A 19,902-nucleotide genomic window follows, 5' to 3' on the forward strand; every position below is an offset into this window, starting at 1 on the left:
TGCGATTCGCACAGTATTGGGACGCCGTTAAGAAAGTGTCAAGAGTCTTGGCTCGTCACAGGCCTGCCCTTGATAGGGCCATTGACATGCGCGTCAGGCCGACCGGATACTTCGAGGCAACAGAACGGAAATGTAAATTCCGTGTAACGGAAAGGGTTGCCTCGATGGGCGAGAAGCCGATGCACGTCGTGGTGCGGGCGCTCAACGTGCTCAGCCACCTGGCCGCCTACCGGCAGGGCCTGACGCTGCAGCAGCTTCACCAGCAGCTCGACATCCCGGTCGCGACCATGCACCGCCTGCTCGCGACCCTCGAACACGAGGGCTACGTCAGCCGGTCACCGACCACCAAACGCTACGTGCTCGGACCGGATGCTCTGAAGCTCGGCCACGTGGAGGACTACGAGTCGTTCCTGATCCAGCCCCCCGCCGCGCTGGTCGACGCCGAACGCAAGATCGGCGAGAGCGTGATCCTCACCCAGCTCATCGACGGCCGCGTCGTGGCGGTCTCCATCGCCGGCTCGAAGCGTCCGTTGCGCCTGTTCGTGCGGCTGGGCCAGGAGGTCCCCCTCCACGCGGCGGCCTCGGCCAGGGCGATCCTCGCCTACCAGGACCCGGTCTTCGCCGAAGCCCTCCTGGCGTCCTATCCCCGGGCGTCGTTCACGAGCGGGACGGTTCGCGAGCTGAACCGGATCATCGACCACCTGGCGCTGGTCCGCGCGCGCGGCTTCGACGTGTGCAACAACGAACTCGACGAGGGCGTGTGGGCGGTGTCGGCGCCGGTGCGGTCGGGGCTGGGTGGGCGTGTGCAGACGGCGGTCACGGTGTGTGCGGCATGGTCCCGGGTCGAAGACCCTGCTGTCCGCGCCACGGCGACGCGGCACGTGCTCGACGCGGCCGAGCGGTTGTCCCGCGAACAGGGCTACGAGGGCCCGATCGACCCCAACCCTTCCGAGTCGGAACTGACCGAACTGCTGGCGGGGGCACAGGAGTTGTCGCTGGGGAGCAAAGCATGAAATTTCGGTACGAGATGCCTCCGGCGATCAGTCCGGAAAGCGTCCACACGGCGGGGCGAAATCGCGAAATATCGGGCGTGGCTTCCGCGGCCGGGAGGTCGTCGTGACGTTGCCGGGTTTGGGGCGGCCGCCTGCCGATCGGGATGTCGAGTTGGCGGCTGATCTCTTTGCTGCTGGGTCGGCTGTCGAGTGGTTGACCAGGCCTTCTCTCTTGCGGCGGATCGCTGACGGTTTGGCGGCCGCCATTCCTGCTACCACTGATCGGATTCTGGCCACTGGGGTCGGGGCCGCTGCGCTCGGGGCGGCCGTCGCTCTGCGGACCGGGTTGCCGTTCGCCGTTGACGGGCTCGGGGTGGTTCGGGCGGGTGAGGAGGTGGCCGTGGTGGCGGTCGAGCCGGTGGAGGTGCCGGGGGCTCATCACGTGTTCGTGGTGGGTCACATCGTGCGGCGGGACGGCGATCGCCTCGTGCCCGCCGGGCTGGAGGGACACGCATGATCATCGAAGATCCCGTCTCGGTGGAGGGCATCGGCGAGGAGCTCGCGGGGCTGGCCCGCGATCTCGCCCCCGAGGCCGTGGTGAGCTGGGATGACACCGCCGATGTGCTGCTCGCGCATGTCGTGGCGCGGCGGCTCGACGTCGGGCGGCTGACCATCGTCGCCGATCTCGGGCGGCTGAGCGTCGTCGGGACCGGGCGGCCGTCGAGGGTGGTGCTGGTGGCGGCGGCGTTCGACCGGGAGCACGCCGTCGAACCGGCCGTCGCTCTGCTGGCCCGTCAAGGTGCGCAGGTCGTGGCGGTCTGTTCTGCGGATGCCGGGGTCGTGACCCCGTGATCATGCGAGACCGTATCACCGGGCATCTCGACCGGTTCGCCGCGATCAGTGAGCCGGGGGCGGGGTGCACGCGGCTGGCGTACACGAAACTGGAGCGCGACGCCCACGCGGTGTTCGCCGCGCACATGTCCGGGCTCGGGCTCGCCGTGCGCACCGACGAAGCCGGGAACACGATCGCGGAGCTGCCCGGTCACGGGCGGGCGATCGGCACCGGCTCCCATCTCGACACCGTGCCCAGCGGCGGTGGGTTCGACGGGATCGCCGGGGTCGCGGCCGCCATGGAGATCGCCGAGGTCATGGCCTCGCGTGACCATGTCAGGCCGTGGCGGTTCGTGGCGTTCGCGGCCGAGGAGGGCGCGCGGTTCGGGCAGGCGTGCAACGGCAGCCGGGTGGCCGCGGGGCTGACCCGGGCCCGTGACCTGGAGAACTTCACCGACGCGACCGGTACGACCATGGCCGAGGCGATGACCCAGGCTGGGCTCGACCCGGGCAACGCCGACCGCGCGCGGTGGAACCCGGCCGAGTGGTACGCGTTCGTCGAACTGCACATCGAGCAGGGCGAGGTCCTGGAGTCCCGGGGGGTCGGGGTCGGCGTGGTCGATCTGATCTCCGGCAGCACCCGGCTCCGGGTCCGGCTGACCGGGCGGGCCACCCACTCCGGGGGAACTCCCATGCACTTGCGGCACGACGCGCTGGTCGTGGCGGCCGAATGCGTGGTGCTCGGCGATCGGCTGGCTCAGGACCCGGCCCACCACGGCACGCGCGTCACGGTCGGCAGGCTCGGGGTCGAGCCGGGGTCGATCACCACGATTCCGGGGGCGGCCGAGTTCTTCGTGGACGTCCGTGACGTCGACACGGTCCGTCAGCGGGAGACCGCCGAGGCGCTGGCCGACGGCTTCACCCGAATCGCCGAGGGCCACGGGGTGGCGATCACGGTCGACGTGCTGGCCGACACCTCGCCGGTCGTGCTGCCCGCCTGGATAGCCGACCACACGCGCGCCGCCTGCGACGGGCTCGGCCTGCCCTATCGCGTGCTGCCCAGCGGCGCCAGCCACGACGCCCAGCAGCTCAACCGGGTCGTACCCGCAGGGATGATCTTCGTGCCGAGCCGCCACGGGCTCAGCCATGTCCCCGACGAGTACACGACCCCGGAGGAGATCGCCACCGGCACCGAGGTGCTCCTGGAAACCCTCCTGCGCCTGGACGCCGCCGAATGATCATCGAGAACGTGCGCATCCCCGGCCGCGAAGGTGCCTTCGACGTCACCGTCGACGACGGGAAGTACTCCGCGATCATCCCCAGGAGCGGCCCTCATCAGGACGTGCTGCTCCCCGGGCTCGTCGACCTGCACACCCACCTGCGCGAACCCGGGGGCGAGGTGGCCGAGACGCTCGACTCCGGCACCCGTGCCGCCGCCGCGGGCGGCTTCACCGACGTCTTCGCGATGGCCAACACCAGCCCCACCACCGACACCGTCGACCGGGTGAGAGAGGTCCGGCGGCGGGCCGAGAACCTGGCCGCGCGGGTCCACGTGATCTCGGCCGCGACCTACGGCCTCAACGGCGAGGAGGTCGTCGACGTCGACGCCCTGGCGGCGATCGGCGTGCGGCTGTTCTCCGACGACGGGAAGTGCGTCAACGACGACGGCCTGTCGTGGCGGCTCCTCCAGGCCATGGCCAGAAACGGCACGATCTTCGCCCAGCACGCCCAGAGCGCCCCCATCGTCCGCGACGGCGTGATCAACGAACGGGTCGCCGACGACCTGGGCGTGCCGGGCTGGCCGGTCGCGGGCGAGGAGGCGATCATCGGCCGGGACATCGCCCTGGCCGCCGCCACCGGCGGCCGCCTCCACGTCTGCCACGTGTCCACCCGGGGCTCGGTCGAACTGGTGCGCTCCGCCAAGGAACGCGGCCTGCCCATCACCGCCGAGGTCACCCCGCACCACCTGATCCTCACCGACCACGACGCCGCGACCGCCGGCCCGGCCTTCAAGGTCAACCCGCCGCTGCGCTCCCCCGACGACGTCACCGCCGTCCGCGAAGCGCTGAAGTCGGGCGTGATCGACGTCGTCGCCACCGACCACGCCCCACACCCGAGCCACACCAAGACCTGCGGCTGGCGCGACTCGGCCTTCGGCCTGACCTCGCTGGAGACCGCCCTCCCGATCGTCGCCGAAGTGCTGGAGGAGGACTGGACCCTGATAGCCGAGGTCATGTCGTTCCGCCCCGCCGACATCGGCGGCCTGACCCGGCACGAGATCGAGGTGGGCCACCCGGCGACGTTCTGCGTCGTCCGCCCCGAGCCCTGGACGGTCGGCCCCCAGGTCAGCCGCTCGGCCAACACCCCGTTCCCCGCCCGTGCCTTCGGCCACCGGGTAACCCTCACGGTCATGGACGGCCGGATCACCCACCGGGCATAGGGTCGATCAAGTGACGTTGCGACTCGTGCAGGTGAATTTCAAGGCCCGGGACGAAGTGGCGCTGGGCCGGTTCTGGGCAGAAGCTCTCGGCTGGGGGATCGACAGCGAGGGGCCCGGGGTGACCAACCTCGAACCGATCGGTTTCACCTGGCCCGACCCCTCCGCCGTGTGCATCGACCTCGTCCGCGTTCCCGATCCCGAGCAGGTCGACTACCGCGTCCACCTCGATCTGGCCACCACCTCGGAGACCCACCAGAAAGAGCTGGTCGCCCGGCTGATCGAGCTCGGTGCGACCCCCGCCGACATCGGGCAGGGCGACGTTCCCTGGACGGTCCTCGCCGACCCCGAGGGCAATGTGTTCTGTGTGCTGGAGCCCCGGGAGCTCTACCGCGACACCGGCCCGATCGCGGCCGTCGTGGTCGACTGCGCCGATCCGCGTGCGATGGCGCGGTTCTGGGACGAGGCGATCGACTGGACCCTCCACGAGGTGACCGACGACCACGCCCGGCTGCGCGCCTCCGAAGGGGTCGGGCCCTATCTGGAGTTCCTCCGCAGCCCCGGCGGGATCAGGCATCGCATCCACATCGACCTGCGGCCGGACCCCGTCGAGGCCAAACAGGCCGAGGTCGAACGGCTGCTGGAACTCGGGGCGACGCTCACCGACGTCGGTCAGGGCGGCGACGTCCCGTGGACGGTCATGACCGACCCTGCGGGGAACGAGTTCTGCGTGCTGGGTCGCCACTGATCGCCTCGCCGATCGCGCGCAGGAGGTCTGCCGAGGCCATCCCGGCGTGATACCAGTGCAGGTCCCGGGCCTGCCGATACCTCTGGACGAGCTCCTGAGGGTCGGCGCCCAGGGCCTGGACGTAGGCGGCCACGGGCAGCCCGAACCTCGACAACGCCTCGACGCGCCGTTCCCCGTCGGGGCCCCAGCAGTTGGCGACCAGCACGTCCACGCCCTTCGGTGCCTCGACCACCGCCGACGACGGCATCGCCGCCCACGGGTCGGGGTTGGCGTGCAGGGCGATCGGCACCCTGCCGCCGACCACCTCGACGACCTCGTCCCGCAGCCGCGTCGACAGGGACACCCGGATCTCCCGCACCCGGTCGGCCAGATCGCCCAGCGCCTCCTCGGGTGGGAGCCCCGCGTCCACTCCCGCGCGGACCCGCCGCCGCAATTCCTCGGGTTCGGGCAGGACGAGCAGGCAGGCGGCGCAGAAGCAGATCGACAGCAGCGCCGCCTGCACCGGAGTCCAGAACGTCTTGTCGTGGTGTCCAGCGTGGGTCACCCCGAGCGGTCCGCAGGCTTCCAGCAACAGCCCGTCCGGTTCGCCCAGCTCCAGCACCTCCCCGACCAAGGCGCGGCAGTAGGCCCTGACCTCCTCCGCGCTGGGGCACAGCGCGTATTCGTACAGGTCACCGAAGGCGTTGACGACGGCGAGGTCGGGGTGGGCGGTGCCCAGCGCCGACGAATGAGTGAGGACCGTCCAGGCGTGGACGGGCAGGCCCCGGAGCCGGGCGCGGGTCTCCGCGAAGGCGTTGCGCGAGGTCCAGGTCGGTTCCGCAGGGACCAGCCTGGCGTACTTCTCCCGGCGGACCGGCACGTAACTCGCCGCGTGCGGCGCCGTCACGTGCCGGTGGGCGGGATGGCGTGGGGTCGCGGCGCGGACCGAGTGGTACGACGCCGCCAGCATCACCCCGTCGACGCCCAGGTCGGCCAGGCCGTCGGTGACGTCCCAGGGATAGAGGTGGACGAGGTTCACCAGCGCGGCCGTTCCGCCGAGAAGCCGGGCTCGACCGACTGGCGGTAGGCGGTGTCGGAGCGGGAACGGACGCCGCAGTGCAGGTAGGCCTCGTGCATGCGGGCCAGCGCGTCGCGGTCGAGTTCGACGCCCAGACCCGGGCCGGCGGGTACCGGCACCGCACCGTCGACGAAGGTCAGGGAGCCGGGGGCGATGACGTCCTGGCCGTCCTGCCAGGGGGTGTGGGTGTCGCACGCGTGGGTGACCGCCGGGGTGGCGGCGGCGAGGTGGGTCATGGCGGCCAGACTGATGCCCAGGTGGGAGTTGGAGTGCATGGAGACCTCGATGCCGAACGTCGCGCACAGTTCGGCGATCCGCTGGGCGCGGACCAGCCCGCCCCAATAGTGGTGGTCGACCAGCAGCACCCCGATCGAGCCCCGGCGGATCGCCGGGGGCAGGTGCTCGGGGGTGACGACGCACATGTTGGTCGCCAGCGGCATCGGCACGCGGGCCGCGACGGTGGCCATGCCGTCGAGGCCGGGCGTCGGGTCCTCCAGGTAGTCGATCACGCTCTCCAGGGCGCGGCCGACGGCGACCGAGGTGTCGACGGTCCAGGCGGCGTTCGGGTCGACGCGCAGCGGATGATCGGGGAAGGCGTCGCGCAGCGCGAGCATCGCGTCGATCTCGACGCCGGGCGGGAACACCCCGCCCTTCAGCTTCAGCGACCGGAAACCGTAGTCACTCACCAGCAAGCGAGCCTGGGCGACCAGGCCGTCGGCGTCGAGTGCGGCGCCGAAACCGTCGTCGGGGGCGCCGGGGTGACCGGCCCATTTGTAGAAGAGGTAGGCGGCGTAGGGGACCGCGTCGCGGACCCGCCCGCCCAGCAGGTCGACGACCGGACGGCCGAGCGACCGGGCGCGGATGTCGAGGCAGGCGACCTCGAAGGGGGCGTACACCCGGTCGGCGGTCTTCTCGCCGGTCCGGCCGGTGACGGTGGTGGCGCCGACCGACCGGACCACCGTTCCGTACATCTCGGAGGTGTGGAGGCAGTCGAGGCCGATCAGGTCCTTGGCCACCGCGCGGACCTTGTCGAGGTGGGCCAGGTCGCCGTAGGTCTCGCCGAGGCCGAGGAGGCCCTCGTCGGTGATCACCTCGACGATCGTGCGCAGGGCCCAGGGTTCGTGGACGCCCGACGCGTTCAGCAGTGGCGGGTCCCGGAAGGCGACCGGCGTCACCACGATGTCCTGGATCCTCATGACACGATCTCCAGGCCCCGCTCGATCAGCCGCTCCAGCTCGGCCACGTGGTCCTGTGAGGCGTCCACGAGAGGGGGCCGGACCCCGCCGACGTCGAGACCGCGCAGACGTACACCCGCCTTGACCAGCGCCACCGCGTAGCCGGCCTTCCGCGCGCGCAGTTCCACGAGCGGCCGGTAGAACTCCCCGAGCAGCCGCTGGGCGAGCATCTCGTCGCCGCCGACGACGGCCTTGTGGAAGCCGAGCGCGATCTCCGGCGCGAAGCAGAACACGGCCGAGGAGTAGAGCCCGACCCCGATCGCCCGGTAGGACAGCACGGTCATCTCGGCGGTCGGCATGCCGTTGAAGAACGTGAAGTCCTTCTCCGCGCCGGAACGCACGGCCAGCACGATGCGCTGCATCAGGTCGAGGTCGCCCAGCCCGTCCTTGAAGCCGGTGACGGTGGGGATCTCCGCCAGCGAGACCGCCGCGTCAGGCGTGAACCGGGCGTTGCCGCGCTGGTAGACGATGACGGGCAGGTCGGTGGCCGAAGCGGTGTCGGCGACGTACCGGACCAGCCCTTCGACCGGCGCGGTCACCAGGTAGGGCGGCAGCAGCAACAGTCCGTCGGCACCGGCCTCGGTGGCGGCCCGCGCGCAGGAGCGGGCGAACGGCAGCGAGCCGCCCGCGCCCGCGACGACGGGCACCCGGCCGCCGGTGGCCTCCACGGCCACCTCGATCACCCGCGTGTACTCATCGAGGCCGAGGGCGTTGAACTCGCCGGTGCCGCAGGCGGCGAAGACAGCCCCGGCCCCCGCCCCGACCCCGGCGTCGATGTGCCGGGCCAGGGACTCCTCGTCGACGCCGGAGGAACCGAACGGCGTGACCGGGAAGAACAGGACTCCATCGAGTCTCACTACGGCTTTCACCCCTTCACCGCGCCCGCGACCAGCCCCGAGAGGAAGGTGCGCTGGAAGGCGAGATAGACGATCAGACTGGGCAGCAGAGCGAGCAGCGATCCCGCGAGCAGCGCGCCGGGCCCCACCGAGGGGTCGGAGCGCAGCGACGCGAGCGCCACGGTGAGCGTGTAGTCGTCGGGGGTCTCGGCCACGATCAGCGGCAGCAGGTACTGGTCCCAGATCATGTTGAAGCCGAAGATGACGATCACCCCGATCGCCGGACGGCAGAGCGGCAGGATCACCTGGCCGAAGATGCGCATCTCCGAGGCGCCGTCGACCCGGGCCGCCTCTTCGAGTTCGCGGGGGATCTCCTTCATGAACTCGCTCAGTACGAAGATCGAGAACCCCCACCCGCCCAGGGGCAGGATCACCCCGAGCAGGGTGCCGCGCAGGTCGAGCCCGAGCAGCGGCAGATCCGAGATGACCAGCGACAACGGGATCGCGATGACCTCTTCGGGCAGCATCATCGTGGCCAGGATCGCCAGCAGCACGAACGCCTGCCCCCGGAACCGCTTGCGGGCCAGGGCGTAGGCGGCGAACACGCTGACGGCCACCTGGAGCAGCAGCGCTCCCCCGGCGACGATCAGCGAGTTGGCGAAGAACCGCCAGAGCCCCTGCTCGGCCGCGATCTCGAAGTTCTCCAGAGTCGGTCTGGACGGCACCAGCGACAACCGGCTCGGATCGGCGGCCTCGTCGAACGCGCCGGAGAACACCGCCAGCAGCGGGCCGCAGAAGACGACCACGACGACGGCGTACAGGAGAACGCGCAGGCCGGTGGCGACGGGATGGCGGCGGCCCCAGCCCCAGCCGAGTGCGGAGTCGAACATCTCAGAGCTCCTTCCGGCGCCGGTAGAGGGTGACCGCGACGGTCAGGACCAGCGTGGTGGTGAACAGCACGACCGACCCGGCCGAGGCGAACCCGAGGTCACCGGCCTCGAAGCCGAGGGCGTAGATGCGGGTCATCACGACGTCGGTGGCCCCGGCGGGCCCGCCGCCGGTGAGCACGAAGACCTCGGTGAACACCCGCAGCCCCCGGATGCAGGCCAGCGTGACGAGGATGGTCACGACCGGCCGCAGCGCGGGGATGGTGATGAAGCGGATGCGCTGCCACAGCCCGCAGCCGTCGAGCGCGGCCGACTCGTAGAGCTGCCGGTCGATGCCCGCGAGCCCGGCGAGGATGATCATCATGTCGTACGGCGCGTGCTTCCAGATCCCGACCACGATCACCCACCAGAGGGCCTGGTCGGGGTCGTCGAGGAAGCCGGACGGCCCGAAGCCGAGCGCGGTGAAGACGCTGTTGAGCATGCCGTGCTCGCCCGGGAAGTAGAGCATCCGCCACACCTCGCCGACCACGGCGACGGCGGTGACGACCGGCAGGAACGCCGCCGACCGCACAATCCACAGCGTGCGCGCCCGGCCTTCGAGCAGCAGGGCCAGGACGAACCCGATGGCCATCGCGCCGAGCGTCTGCGACCCGGCCAGGATGACCGTGTGGCCGATGGCCGACCGGAACGACTCGTCGGTGAAGACCTTGCGGTAGTTCTCCAGGCCGATCCACTCGTCGCCGAGGAACGGCTGGACCTTGAAGAAGCTCATCCACAGGCCGCGCGCCATCGGGATGTACTTGAAGTACAGGAAGACCAGCAGCGCGGGGACCAGGAACAACCATGGGATCAGGGCCCGGCCGAGCGGCGCGCGCGGGCGGGCCCGTTTTCCCACGCTCACCCGGCGACCTTCTGGCCGTCCAGTTCGGTGCGGAAGTCGCCGGCGAGCTTCGTCAGAGCGCCCTGGACGTCGCCGTCACACGTCGCGAACAGGCTGTTGAGCGTCTCCGAGGCCTTCTGGCGGAACGGCTGCCAGTTGGGGACCTGCGGGAACAGGCGCCCGGAGTCCTGGTAGATCTTGGCGACGGTGGCCCAGCGTTCGTCCTTGCGCTCGGCCATCATGTCGACGCCGTTGTTCACCGGGATGCGGACGACGGGATTGGGCGCGGTGCCGTTCATGCCGATGCGCTGGCCGGCCGGGCTGATGAGGAACTCGGCGAGCTTCTTGCGGTCGGCCTCGTGCTTCGACCCGGCCATCCAGTAGATGTTCTCGCCCTCGCCGAGCACGGCCTGGCCGCCGGGGCCGGGCGGGTTGGCGATGACCTCGTACTTGTCCTTGCCCAGGCTCTCGTCGAAGCGGCCCATCATCCAGGGACCGGTCAGGTAGATCCCGGCTTGGCCGTTCTCGAAGAAGGGGTGGGCGTCGTCGGTGATGAGGGTCAGCGCGCCCGGGACGACGACCTTCTCCTTGCAGAACAGGTCCTGCAACCAGGTGACGGCCTGCACCGACTGGGCCGTGTCGATCGCGGGGGTGAACTTGCCGGGGCCCTGCGGGGTGAGGAAGTCGCCGCCGCCCTCCCAGATGTAGGAGGCGGCCCACCAGGCGGTGTAGCCGCGCTGGGTCGAGCCGGGCACGAGCATGCCGTAGGTGTCGGCCTTGCCGTTGCCGTCGGGGTCATTGGCCTGCATGTCCTTGGCCAGGGCGACCAGGCCCTCCCACGAGGTCGGCACCTCGTGGCCGAGTTTCTCGCGCCAGTCCTTGCGGATGAACGTGGCCATCGCCTGGACGGAGAACGGCACGCCGTACTGCTTGCCGTCGGCGGCGGTGGCCTGGTTCCAGGCGCGTTCGAGCAGGTCGCCCGACCCGGCGATCGACGCCTTGTCGACGGGGGTGAGCAGCCCCTGGCTGACGGCGTTGCCGAGGAGGCTCACGTCGGTGATGACGGCGTCGGGCAGCTTCTTCGCGGCGGCGGCCTGCTGGATCTTCTGCTCGAAGTTCTCGTAGACCGGGACGTAGGTGACCTTCACCCCGGACGTCTTGGTGAACTCGGCCAGGATCTTCTCGTAGACCTTGGCGGAGGCGGGTGTGGACCTCGTCCACAGGGTCAGGGGCTCGTCGGATAAGGCGGTCTCACCGGACGAACACGCCGTGGCGGCCAGTGCCAGCGCGGCGAGTCCGGCGATGAAGCGGCGGGGGGTGGGCATTCCGCGTTCACCTCGTTCATGTATATGAATGATGGTCAGATTTGTGAACGATGCCCGCAAACTGTAAGAATCGGGGATCGGCGCTGTCAATAGCGCCGTCTCACAGTCGGGAATGGAGCGCGTTAATGCCTGACAGCCGGCCCGCCGAGGCCGAGGGCCGCAAGAGCCCGGTCAAATCCGCCGACCGGACCGTCGAACTCCTGGAGGCGCTGGCCCGCGCCGAACGATGGCTCACCCTCGCCGAACTGCAACGTGAGCTGGGCTATCCGAAGTCGAGCCTCTACATGCTGTTGCAGACGCTCATGGGGCGCGGCTGGGTGCAGGCCGACCCGACCGGTTCCGCCTACGGCATCGGGGTCCGCGCCCTGCTCGTTGGAACGTCCTACCTCGACCGCGACCCGATCGTGCGGGTGGCGGCGCCGATATTGGAGCAGGTCAGGGCCGAGATCAACGAGACCGTCCACCTGGCCAGGCTCGACGGTTCCGACATGGTCTACCTGGCCAGCCGCGAGTCGCAGCACCACCTGCGCTCGACCTCGCGGGTCGGCCGCCGCCAGCCGGCCTACGCCACCGCGCTCGGCCGGGCGGTGCTGGCGATCAGGCCCGACGCCGAGGAGCACATCCCCGCCGAACTGGCCCCGATCACCCCGCAGACCATCGTCGACCCGACGCTGCTGCGGGCCGAGCTCGACCTGACCCGGCTCCAGGGCTACGCCCACGAACGCGAGCAGAACGTGACGGGGCTGTGCTGCTTCGCGGTGGCGCTGCCGTACACGTTCCCGGTGACCGACGCGCTGAGCGTGTCGGTGCCGGTGGTCCGCCTCGACGACGACCACGCCGCGCAGATCGTGGCCGCGCTGTCGAACGCCGCCCACCGGATCGGCGACCTGCTGCGCACCGGCGCGGTCACGTGAGCACGCTGCTGGTGACCGGCGCGGCCGGGAAGGTGGGCTCGCTGCTGCGCCCGCTGCTGGCCCGGCCCGGACGCACGCTGCGCCTGCTCGACCTGGCCGAGCTCACCCCCGGCGACGGCGAGGAGGCGATCAGGGGCGACCTCACCGACCCCGCCGTGATGCGGACGGCGCTGGCCGGAGCGGACGCCGTCGTGCACCTCGGCGGCCTGAGCCGGGAACGCGACTGGGCCTCGACGGTGGCGATCAACATGACCGGCACCCAGATCCTCCTGGAAACCGCCCGTGACCTGGGCGTCAAGCAGGTCGTGCTGGCCGGGAGCCACCACGCGGCCGGGTTCCTGCCGCGCCCCGAGGAGGGCGAACTGCCCGACGGCCTCCCACCCCGGCCCGACACGTTCTACGGCGTGAGCAAGGTCGTCATGGAGGCGCTCGGCAGCCTCTACCACGACCGGTTCGGGCTGAACGTGGTCGTGATCAGGATCGGCTCGTGCGCTCCACGGCCGCCCGACGTGCGGGGGCTGGGGACGTGGCTGTCCCCCGGCGACTGCGCCCGGCTGGTCGAGGCGGCGCTGACGGCGACCGGGTTCCACGTCGTGTGGGGCGTGTCGGACAACACCCGGCGCTGGTGGTCGCTTGAGGCGGCGCGGGCCATCGGCTACGAACCCCTCGACGACGCGGAGGACTACGCGACCGAACCGCCCGAGGCGACGACGGATGTGAGCGAGCTGGTCGGCGGCCCGTTCACCACTCGTGAGCTCGGTGGGGCCTGGTAGGCGAATTGTCCGTTCACATACAGGAACATCATTCACCTACTTGACTGGAGTTAGTTAAGGAACCTACCTTTCGGACACCGCGGTAGTGAGCCATCCGCCGCCCCGCACCCGGAGTCGCCGACGCCGTCGCTCCGGGGCGGGCCGTTCCGCAAGGACCCCACGATGAGGAAAACCCTGATCATCACGGCGGCCGCCGCCATAGTGGCCACCCTCTTACCCGGGGCGGCCGGAGCCGCCGTCCCCGACCTGACCAGTGCCAACCGGCGTGTGCCACTCGCCGGACTGCCCGACTGGAGCAAGGCCGGATACCGCGGCGGCGTCGCCCTCCCCACCGACGCCCAGGTCACTCCCGACGAGAACTGCAAGATCACCCCCGCCGAACTCTCCTCCGTGTACGGCGTCCGCCCCGACGACGGCGCCGACGACTCCACCGGCCTCCAGCGGGCCATCGACTTCGTCCGGACCTCGTGCGCCGGAAACTACTCCCGGTTCTCCCTGATCACGCTGCCCGCCGGGCGGATCGACGTGACCAGGCAACTCGGCCTCGACGCGGACCACCTGATCGTCCGCGGCGCCGGGGCCGACTCCACCCGGCTGGTCTTCCGCCCCGACGTCAACACCCGTTACGACGCCCTGACCGCCGACGGCGGCGACTGGGACGAGGACGGCATGGTGTCGGGACGCGGCAAGGGCGGCTGGACCTGGCCGGGGCGCGGCCTGCTGCGGGTGCAGACCCGTGAGGTGGCGGCCACCTACGCCGCCGAGTACGCCGCCGCCCCGGCCAACCGGAAGGACATCTTCGAGGGAAGCGTCAACCAGCACTGGGCGGGCGGGGTGCCGCTGCGGGCCGCCTCGGCGACCGGGTCGACCACGATCTCGCTGGCCACCAGCGCCGACATGGCGCGGTTCCAGGCCGGCGGCTTCCTGTGGGTGGGCGCCGCCAACTCGGTGAAGTTCTACCAGCAGCAGACCGCGACCGACTCCTCGAAGTACCTCAACCAGCACATGCGGCAGCAGATCTTCCAGATCTCCTCCGTGAACGCCTCGACGCGGACCCTCACGATCGACAAGCCGCTCGAGTTCGACGTGCCGGTCGACTCGACCTCCGACGGTTCGGCGGCCATCGCCGGCACCGTCTACCCGAGCCGGGTGACGCCGCTCAAGGTCGTCCAAGGCGTCGGCATCGAGAACCTGACCATCTCCCAGGAGATGACCAACCTGCCCAAACTCGGCGGCGGCACTTACAACCTCAACACCGCCGCCGCGAAGTTCAACTACGGCAACATGGCGCCCGAGTACGAGATGCACGGCATCGTCCTGAAATGGGCGGCCAACTCGTGGGTGCGGGGCGTGAAGACGTCGATGACGGGGTCCCACCCGATCGTCACCGAGAGCGCCAAGAACATCCAGGTCCAGGAGTCGACACTCGACGGCTCGTGGAACAAGGGCAAGGGCGGGAACGGCTACTTCCGCGGGTCGCGGGTGTGGGACTCGCTGTACGCGTACAACACCAGCCGGAACCTGCGGCACTTCACGTTCCAGTGGTCGGCGTCGAACAACGTGGTGCTCGGCAACGACTTCGACTCCGACCTCAACCTGCACGGCGGCTGGGAGCGCCGCAACCTCTTCGAGGGCAACGTGGTCAACGTGCCGTTCGAGCACGCCTCGAAGAACTGCGTTTCCAACTGCGGCGAGGAGGGCGACACCGGCGGGGCGCCGGTCGACAACTCGACCTGGTATCCGATCTGGTGGGGGGCCGGGCCGAAGGCGCTGAAGTGGTCGGGGTCGTCGGGGCCACAGAACGTCTTCTACAACAACACCCTGCGCAAGCAGCTCACGGCCGGTGGTCCCTTCACCGACTACGCGCCCTATGCCGACAGGCAGCGGATCTACCAGTTCGGCAGCTCGGCGAGCAACCCGGCGCAGTTCCAGCACCTGTCGTCGGGCGGGACGACGATCCCCGACTGGGCGTCACGGGAGACGCTCAACTACACGAACGCGGGGGTGAACGCGTCGCGCACCGAGACGTCGGGTTCCCTGTTCCTCCGGACGGGCGGCCCGCAGCCCTCGCCTTCTCCTTCACCCTCGCCGTCGCCTCCGACGGGCAACCTGGCGTGTGGGAAGACCGCGACCGCCTACTCCAACTCGGCTCAGGCCGGGCTGGCGGTCGACTGCACCGTCTCGACCGCCTGGCAGTCGAGCAGCGCCAAGCCCAACTGGCTGACCGTGGACCTCGGCACCGCACGACGGGTCACCCGCATTGTCGTGAAGTGGGGTTCCGCCTACGCCACCACCTACAAGTTCCGCAGCTCCGCCAACGGCACGAGCTGGTCGACCTTCGCCAACGGGAACGCCTCCGGTGAGGTCGCCACGGATGAGACCGCCCGCTACTTCCAGCTCTACCTGAGCAAGGACTCGGCGGGCACCGGCTTCAACGTGCGGGAATTCGAGCTCTACTAACAGGAAGGCCACGATGGACGTCCGGCAGGCGACCGCCCCCGACCAGATCCCCACGCTGACCACCGACGGGCTCCGCGCCCGCTTCCTGGCGGAAGACCTGTTCCGTCCGGGCGAGGTCGGCCTGGTGTACACGCACGAGGACCGCATGGTCGTCGGCGGCGTGTGGCCTGACCGGACGCCCCTCGCGTTACCCGACCCGCCCGGACTGCGATCGGCCTTCTTCCTGGAGCGCCGCGAACTCGGCGTGATCGCGCTGGGAGAGGGCCGGGTGAACGGCCACGACCTCGCGGAGAAGGAGTGCCTGTACGTCGGCCGGGGCACCCCGGAGGTGATCTTCGAGGGCGGGCCGTTCTATCTGGTGTCGACGGCGGCGCACCAGACGTACCCGACCATGAAGTCGAGCCTCGACGACGCCGAGCCGGTGCGGCTCGGCGGGCGGGCGGGCTCCAACGAGCGGACCGTCTACAAGCACATCCACGCGGGCGGGGTGCGGAGCTGCCAGCTGGTGCTCGGGGTGACCGTGCTGGAGCCCGGATCGATGTGGAACACCATGCCGTGCCACACCCACCAGCGGCGCACCGAGGTCTACTTCTACTTCGGCCTGCCCGCCGGCGCCCGGGTCTTCCACCTGATGGGCGAGCCTTCAGAGACCCGGTCGCTGGTGGTGGCCGACCGGCAGGCGGTGATCTCGCCGCCGTGGTCGATCCACTGCGGGTTCGGTACGGCCGGGTACACGTTCGTGTGGGCGATGGGCGGCGAGAACCAGGCCTTCGAGGACATGGACCACGTCGCCATGGAGACCCTGCGATGACCCCGTTCTCCCTCGCGGGCCGCACCGCCCTGGTGACCGGGGCCCGCACCGGCATCGGCCGCGCCATCGCCGACGCCCTCTCCGAAGCGGGCGCCACGGTGATCCGGCACGGCCACCGGCCCGGTGACGAGTGGGTGCTGGACCTCGGCGTTCCCGGGGACATCCCCGCCGCGGCCGAGCGACTGTTGCGGGAGCGGCGGGTGGACGTGCTGGTCAACAACGCCGGCATCATCCGGCGGGCGCCCGCCCATGAACACTCCTACGACGACTGGCGGGAGGTGCTGACGGTCGATCTGGACGCGGTGTTCCTGCTCTGCCGGGCCTTCGGCGGGCCGATGCTCGAACGCGGCGACGGGAAGATCATCAACATCGCGTCGATGCTGAGCTTCCAGGGCGGCCTCACCGTCCCCGGCTACGCCGCCGCCAAGCACGGCGTGGCCGGCCTGACGAAAGCCCTCGCCAACGAGTGGGCCGGGCGGGGCGTGAACGTCAACGCCATCGCACCGGGCTACATCGAAACCGCCAACACCGAGGCCCTCCGCGCCGACCCTGACCGGGATCTGGCCATCAGATCCCGCATCCCGGCGGGCCGCTGGGGCCGCCCAGAAGACCTGGCCGGCGCGGCCGTCTTCCTGGCCTCTTCAGCGGCCGACTACGTCCACGGCCACGTGCTGGCGGTGGACGGCGGCTGGCTGGCCCGCTGACGTGTACCGCAACCCACCACTGCCCCGTCTACCACTTACCCGATCTACCGCTGGGCCGTTCACCCACTCCTCTGCTCGCTCTCCGGCCCGTCTGCCCACTGGCCCGTTCATCCAGTCTCCGGTTATCTCCTCCCCCACTTGCTCTCTGGACGCCGGCCCGTATGCCCGTTGACCTGCGGATCCCTTGGCCTGTGGATCCGTTGATCGGCAAAACCGTTTATCCGCTGACCGTTCTACAAGGAGACCTCACATGCCCAACATCACCGTCGAGCTGCTGTCCGGACGTTCCCCTGACCAGCGGCGGGAGTTCGTCGCGGCCGTGACCGAGGCCGCTGTCGGCATTCTCAAGGCGAAGGAGGCGGCGGTTCGCATCGTGTTCTGGGAGATCGAGAAGTCCGACGTGGCCAACGGCGGCATTCTGGAATCCGACCGCTAGAACGCCCTCGTCAGCCCGCATCGGAACCCTCGGTGCGGGCTCACGTTTCGAAGGTCTGCACGTGGTCGATGGCGGCTGTCAACGCGTCGCGGAGGGGGGCCACGCCGCCTTCGATCTGGGCGAGCAGCATGCCGCCCTGCATGGCGGCCAGCAACAGGGTCGCCAGTTGCCCGGGGTCGGCGTCGGGGCGGAGGCGGCCGGTGTCGCGCATGCGCTGGAGGCCGGCGCGCATCAGGTCCTTCCAGCGGGCGAAGTCGGCGGCGAGCCGGTCGCGGACGTCCAGGTCGGCTTTCACGATCTCGGCCGCCAGCGAGCCCAGGGTGCAGCCCTCCTGGCAGACCCGCTCGTGGGAGACGTAGAAGGCCGCCCATTCGCGCAGCGCCTCGATGGTGTCGAACCCGGCGAAGGTCGATCCGGCGTGCAGGTCGAGGATCTTCTCCGTCTGCCATTCGATCACCGCGCGGACGAGGCTCTCCTTGTCGGGGAAGTAGTGGGTGAGCTGGGATCCGCTCACTCCCGTCGCCCGGCGCAGCAGCTCGTTGCTGGTGCCGTGGACTCCGTGGGTGTAGATCAGCTCCGCGGCGTGCTCGATGATGCGCGCCCTGGCCGCGAGCCCCTTGGCCGTGAAGCCCCTTTGACCACCCATGACACTGAGCGTACCCCGATATTGGGTTTGACAGCCCAATCCGGGGGCTGCTTGACTGACACTGAGTGGGCTGACCAGCCCATAAATGTCGAGAGGGCAGGAACCATGTCCGGTAACACGTCGCGCGATCGCTACGAGGCCTTCGCCGCACTGCACGCCCAGAACGACACGTTCGTCATGCCCAACGCCTTCGACGGCCTGTCGGCTGCGGTCTTCGCCGACGCCGGGTTCAAGGCCGTCGCCACCTCGTCGGCGTCCTTCGCCGCCACCCTCGGCCGCCTCGACGGCCGCCACGCGGTGAGCCGCGACGAGCACCTCGCCCACGCCCAGGTGCTGGCCCGCACGAGCGGGCTCCCCGTCAACGGTGACTTCGAAGACGGCTACGGCGAGACCCCCGACGACGTCGCCGCCACCGTCGAGGCCGCCATCGCGGCGGGCCTGTCGGGCATCGGCGTCGAGGACACCTCGGCCAACCCCGCGAAGCCGATCCGCGACTTCGACGAGGCCGTCGAGCGGGTCCGCCGTGCCGCCGAGGTGGCCAAGGGGCGGATCGTGCTGACCGGCCGCACCGACAACTTCATCCAGGGGCGGCCCGACCTCGACGACACCGTCCGCCGCCTGACCGCCTTCGCCGAGGCGGGCGCCGACGTGCTCTTCGCCCCCGTCCTGCCCGACCTCGACGCCGTCGCGCTGGTCGTCAAGGCGGTCGCGCCCAAGCCGGTGAACGTGCTGCTGGGCTGGTCGTCGGGTAAGTACACCCTCGACGAGATCCGGAGCACCGGGGCCCGCCGCATCAGTCTCGGCGTCGAGCCCTACCTCCACAGCCTGAGCGCCCTGCGCGCGGGCGCCACCAAACTCGCCGGCGGCGACCTGGCCGCCTTCTCGATCACGATGGGCTTCGACCTGCTCAAGGAGTCATAAGTGCCATGCCGGGCCGACTCGCGGACATCCTGGCCGACGGCCTGACCGCCGTCTTCATCGGCATCAACCCCGCCCCGGCGTCGGTCGCGATCGGCCACAGCTTCGCGACCCCGGGCAACCGCTTCTGGCCCGCCCTGCACACCTCGGGTTTCACCCCGACGCTGCTCCGGGCCGAACAGGAGCGCGACCTGCTGTCGTTCGGCCTGGGCCTGACGACCATCGTGCGCCGCCCGACCCCGCAGGCCGCCCAGCTCACCCGGGCGGAACTCGCCGAAGGCGGCCGCGACCTGGCCGAACGCCTCGCGGGCCTCCACTGCTCGTGGGCCGCGTTCCTCGGCGTGACGGGCTACCGCGCCGCGTTCGACGCCCCCCAAGCGCGCCCCGGCCTGCAACCCGGCACGATCGGCGGCGCGAAGGTGTGGGTGCTCCCGAACCCGAGCGGCCGCAACGCCCACTACCCGCCCACCGCCCTGGCCGCGGAATTCACCCGCTTCCGCCGCGAAACGGGACTGCCGGACCAGCGGCCTTAGAAAAGGAGGCGGGCGCCCGCGCCCTCTTCGCTCAGGGTGTCGTCGGGGTTGATCAAGGCGCATTCCTTGAAGGACAGGCAGCCGCAGCCGATGCAGCGGGTGAAGCGGTCGCGCATCTGTTCCAGGCGTTCGATGCGGCGGTTAAGTTCCGTGCTCCAGCACTCTGATGCGCGTAGCCAGAACTCCCTGGTCGGGGCCTGGTCGTTGGGGAGCATGGCGAGGGTCTGGCCGACGACCGACAGCGGGATGCCGAGCGCCTGGGAGGCGCGGATGAACGCGACCCTCCGCAGGGTCTCGCGGGCGTATCTGCGCTGGTTGCCGGTGGTGCGGCGGCTGTGGATGAGGCCCTGGCGCTCGTAGAAGCGCAGGGCCGAGGCGGGCACGCCGCTGCGTTCGGCCAGGTCGCCGATGGTGATCTCCGGCGGCAGTGAGGTCATGCCGGCCAGCCTAGCTTGACTTAAACCCTTGTTTAAGTTTCA

General features: G+C 70.3%; 22 protein-coding genes. 14 read left to right on the forward strand and 8 right to left on the reverse strand.

What is annotated here, in order from left to right; genetic code table 11:
* Positions 1-164: 164 nt before the first annotated feature.
* The 6 genes from ACYQ78_RS10320 (at position 165) to ACYQ78_RS10345 (ending at position 5,008) form a co-directional block, all read left to right on the forward strand.
* Complete coding sequence (locus ACYQ78_RS10320) at positions 165-1,013, forward strand: IclR family transcriptional regulator (RefSeq protein WP_459800534.1); 849 nt, start codon at positions 165-167, stop codon at positions 1,011-1,013.
* Positions 1,014-1,338: 325 nt separating this feature from the next.
* Positions 1,339-1,509 carry a hypothetical protein gene (locus ACYQ78_RS10325; RefSeq protein ID WP_459800535.1) on the forward strand — a complete coding sequence of 57 codons (171 nt, stop codon included), beginning with the start codon at positions 1,339-1,341 and terminating at the stop codon, positions 1,507-1,509.
* On the forward strand, positions 1,506-1,844 hold the full coding sequence (locus ACYQ78_RS10330) for a hypothetical protein (protein WP_459800536.1): 339 nt from the start codon (positions 1,506-1,508) through the stop codon (positions 1,842-1,844). Before ACYQ78_RS10325 ends, ACYQ78_RS10330 begins: the two co-directional genes overlap by 4 nt.
* Before the next feature lie 2 nt (positions 1,845-1,846).
* A complete protein-coding gene (locus tag ACYQ78_RS10335) occupies positions 1,847-3,061 on the forward strand; it encodes a hydantoinase/carbamoylase family amidase (RefSeq protein WP_459800537.1) in 1,215 nt (404 codons plus the stop codon).
* Positions 3,058-4,263 (forward strand): dihydroorotase, encoded by a 1,206-nt coding sequence (locus tag ACYQ78_RS10340; RefSeq protein WP_459800538.1) that lies wholly within the window; start codon positions 3,058-3,060, stop codon positions 4,261-4,263. The genes ACYQ78_RS10335 and ACYQ78_RS10340 overlap by 4 nt, the downstream gene beginning before the upstream one ends.
* A gap of 10 nt (positions 4,264-4,273) precedes the next feature.
* The gene (locus ACYQ78_RS10345) at positions 4,274-5,008 is read left to right on the forward strand and encodes a VOC family protein (protein ID WP_459800539.1); all 735 of its coding nucleotides are present in this window, start codon (positions 4,274-4,276) and stop codon (positions 5,006-5,008) included.
* Here ACYQ78_RS10345 and ACYQ78_RS10350 read toward each other — a convergent pair.
* From ACYQ78_RS10350 to ACYQ78_RS10375, 6 genes are read right to left on the reverse strand one after another with little or no spacing between them, the layout of a single operon-like run.
* Positions 4,959-6,026, reverse strand: a complete 1,068-nt coding sequence (locus tag ACYQ78_RS10350) for a hypothetical protein (RefSeq protein WP_459800540.1) — start codon at positions 6,024-6,026, stop codon at positions 4,959-4,961. The genes ACYQ78_RS10345 and ACYQ78_RS10350 overlap by 50 nt on opposite strands.
* Positions 6,023-7,261: an enolase C-terminal domain-like protein gene (locus ACYQ78_RS10355; RefSeq protein ID WP_459800541.1), complete on the reverse strand. Its 1,239-nt coding sequence runs from the start codon at positions 7,259-7,261 to the stop codon at positions 6,023-6,025. The genes ACYQ78_RS10350 and ACYQ78_RS10355 overlap by 4 nt, the downstream gene beginning before the upstream one ends.
* Entirely contained in the window at positions 7,258-8,157 is a 900-nt protein-coding gene (locus tag ACYQ78_RS10360) for a 5-dehydro-4-deoxyglucarate dehydratase (RefSeq protein WP_459800542.1), read from the reverse strand. Before ACYQ78_RS10360 ends, ACYQ78_RS10355 begins: the two co-directional genes overlap by 4 nt.
* A gap of 8 nt (positions 8,158-8,165) precedes the next feature.
* Positions 8,166-9,026, reverse strand: a complete 861-nt coding sequence (locus ACYQ78_RS10365; RefSeq protein ID WP_459800543.1) for a carbohydrate ABC transporter permease — start codon at positions 9,024-9,026, stop codon at positions 8,166-8,168.
* A 1-nt stretch (position 9,027) separates the two neighbouring features.
* Positions 9,028-9,924 carry a carbohydrate ABC transporter permease gene (locus tag ACYQ78_RS10370; RefSeq protein ID WP_459800544.1) on the reverse strand — a complete coding sequence of 299 codons (897 nt, stop codon included), beginning with the start codon at positions 9,922-9,924 and terminating at the stop codon, positions 9,028-9,030.
* Positions 9,921-11,228 carry an ABC transporter substrate-binding protein gene (locus tag ACYQ78_RS10375; protein WP_459800545.1) on the reverse strand — a complete coding sequence of 436 codons (1,308 nt, stop codon included), beginning with the start codon at positions 11,226-11,228 and terminating at the stop codon, positions 9,921-9,923. The genes ACYQ78_RS10370 and ACYQ78_RS10375 overlap by 4 nt, the downstream gene beginning before the upstream one ends.
* Before the next feature lie 125 nt (positions 11,229-11,353).
* On the opposite strand from ACYQ78_RS10375, the gene ACYQ78_RS10380 reads away from it, so the two are divergent.
* The 6 genes from ACYQ78_RS10380 (at position 11,354) to ACYQ78_RS10405 (ending at position 17,326) form a co-directional block, all read left to right on the forward strand.
* Entirely contained in the window at positions 11,354-12,142 is a 789-nt protein-coding gene (locus tag ACYQ78_RS10380; protein ID WP_459800546.1) for an IclR family transcriptional regulator, read from the forward strand.
* Positions 12,139-12,915 (forward strand): NAD-dependent epimerase/dehydratase family protein, encoded by a 777-nt coding sequence (locus ACYQ78_RS10385; RefSeq protein ID WP_459800547.1) that lies wholly within the window; start codon positions 12,139-12,141, stop codon positions 12,913-12,915. Before ACYQ78_RS10380 ends, ACYQ78_RS10385 begins: the two co-directional genes overlap by 4 nt.
* A 162-nt stretch (positions 12,916-13,077) precedes the next feature.
* Entirely contained in the window at positions 13,078-15,375 is a 2,298-nt protein-coding gene (locus tag ACYQ78_RS10390) for a discoidin domain-containing protein (RefSeq protein ID WP_459800548.1), read from the forward strand.
* A 13-nt stretch (positions 15,376-15,388) separates the two neighbouring features.
* Complete coding sequence (gene kduI / locus ACYQ78_RS10395; protein ID WP_459800549.1) at positions 15,389-16,186, forward strand: 5-dehydro-4-deoxy-D-glucuronate isomerase; 798 nt, start codon at positions 15,389-15,391, stop codon at positions 16,184-16,186.
* Positions 16,183-16,890 carry an SDR family oxidoreductase gene (locus ACYQ78_RS10400; protein ID WP_459800550.1) on the forward strand — a complete coding sequence of 236 codons (708 nt, stop codon included), beginning with the start codon at positions 16,183-16,185 and terminating at the stop codon, positions 16,888-16,890. The genes kduI and ACYQ78_RS10400 overlap by 4 nt, the downstream gene beginning before the upstream one ends.
* Before the next feature lie 250 nt (positions 16,891-17,140).
* A complete protein-coding gene (locus ACYQ78_RS10405) occupies positions 17,141-17,326 on the forward strand; it encodes a tautomerase family protein (protein ID WP_459800551.1) in 186 nt (61 codons plus the stop codon).
* 40 nt (positions 17,327-17,366) lie between these two features.
* Here the strand turns inward: ACYQ78_RS10405 and ACYQ78_RS10410 are convergent, their stop codons facing one another.
* On the reverse strand, positions 17,367-17,972 hold the full coding sequence (locus ACYQ78_RS10410) for a TetR/AcrR family transcriptional regulator (protein WP_459800552.1): 606 nt from the start codon (positions 17,970-17,972) through the stop codon (positions 17,367-17,369).
* Between the two features lie 105 nt (positions 17,973-18,077).
* On the opposite strand from ACYQ78_RS10410, the gene ACYQ78_RS10415 reads away from it, so the two are divergent.
* Both ACYQ78_RS10415 and ACYQ78_RS10420 read left to right on the forward strand, forming a co-directional pair.
* A complete protein-coding gene (locus ACYQ78_RS10415; protein WP_459800553.1) occupies positions 18,078-18,893 on the forward strand; it encodes an isocitrate lyase/PEP mutase family protein in 816 nt (271 codons plus the stop codon).
* A gap of 5 nt (positions 18,894-18,898) precedes the next feature.
* Positions 18,899-19,423: a mismatch-specific DNA-glycosylase gene (locus ACYQ78_RS10420; RefSeq protein WP_459800554.1), complete on the forward strand. Its 525-nt coding sequence runs from the start codon at positions 18,899-18,901 to the stop codon at positions 19,421-19,423.
* Here the strand turns inward: ACYQ78_RS10420 and soxR are convergent.
* Positions 19,420-19,860 (reverse strand): redox-sensitive transcriptional activator SoxR, encoded by a 441-nt coding sequence (gene soxR, locus ACYQ78_RS10425; RefSeq protein WP_459800555.1) that lies wholly within the window; start codon positions 19,858-19,860, stop codon positions 19,420-19,422. The genes ACYQ78_RS10420 and soxR overlap by 4 nt on opposite strands.
* Between the last annotated feature and the right edge of the window lie 42 nt (positions 19,861-19,902).

Source organism: Herbidospora sp. RD11066 (assembly GCF_054661255.1).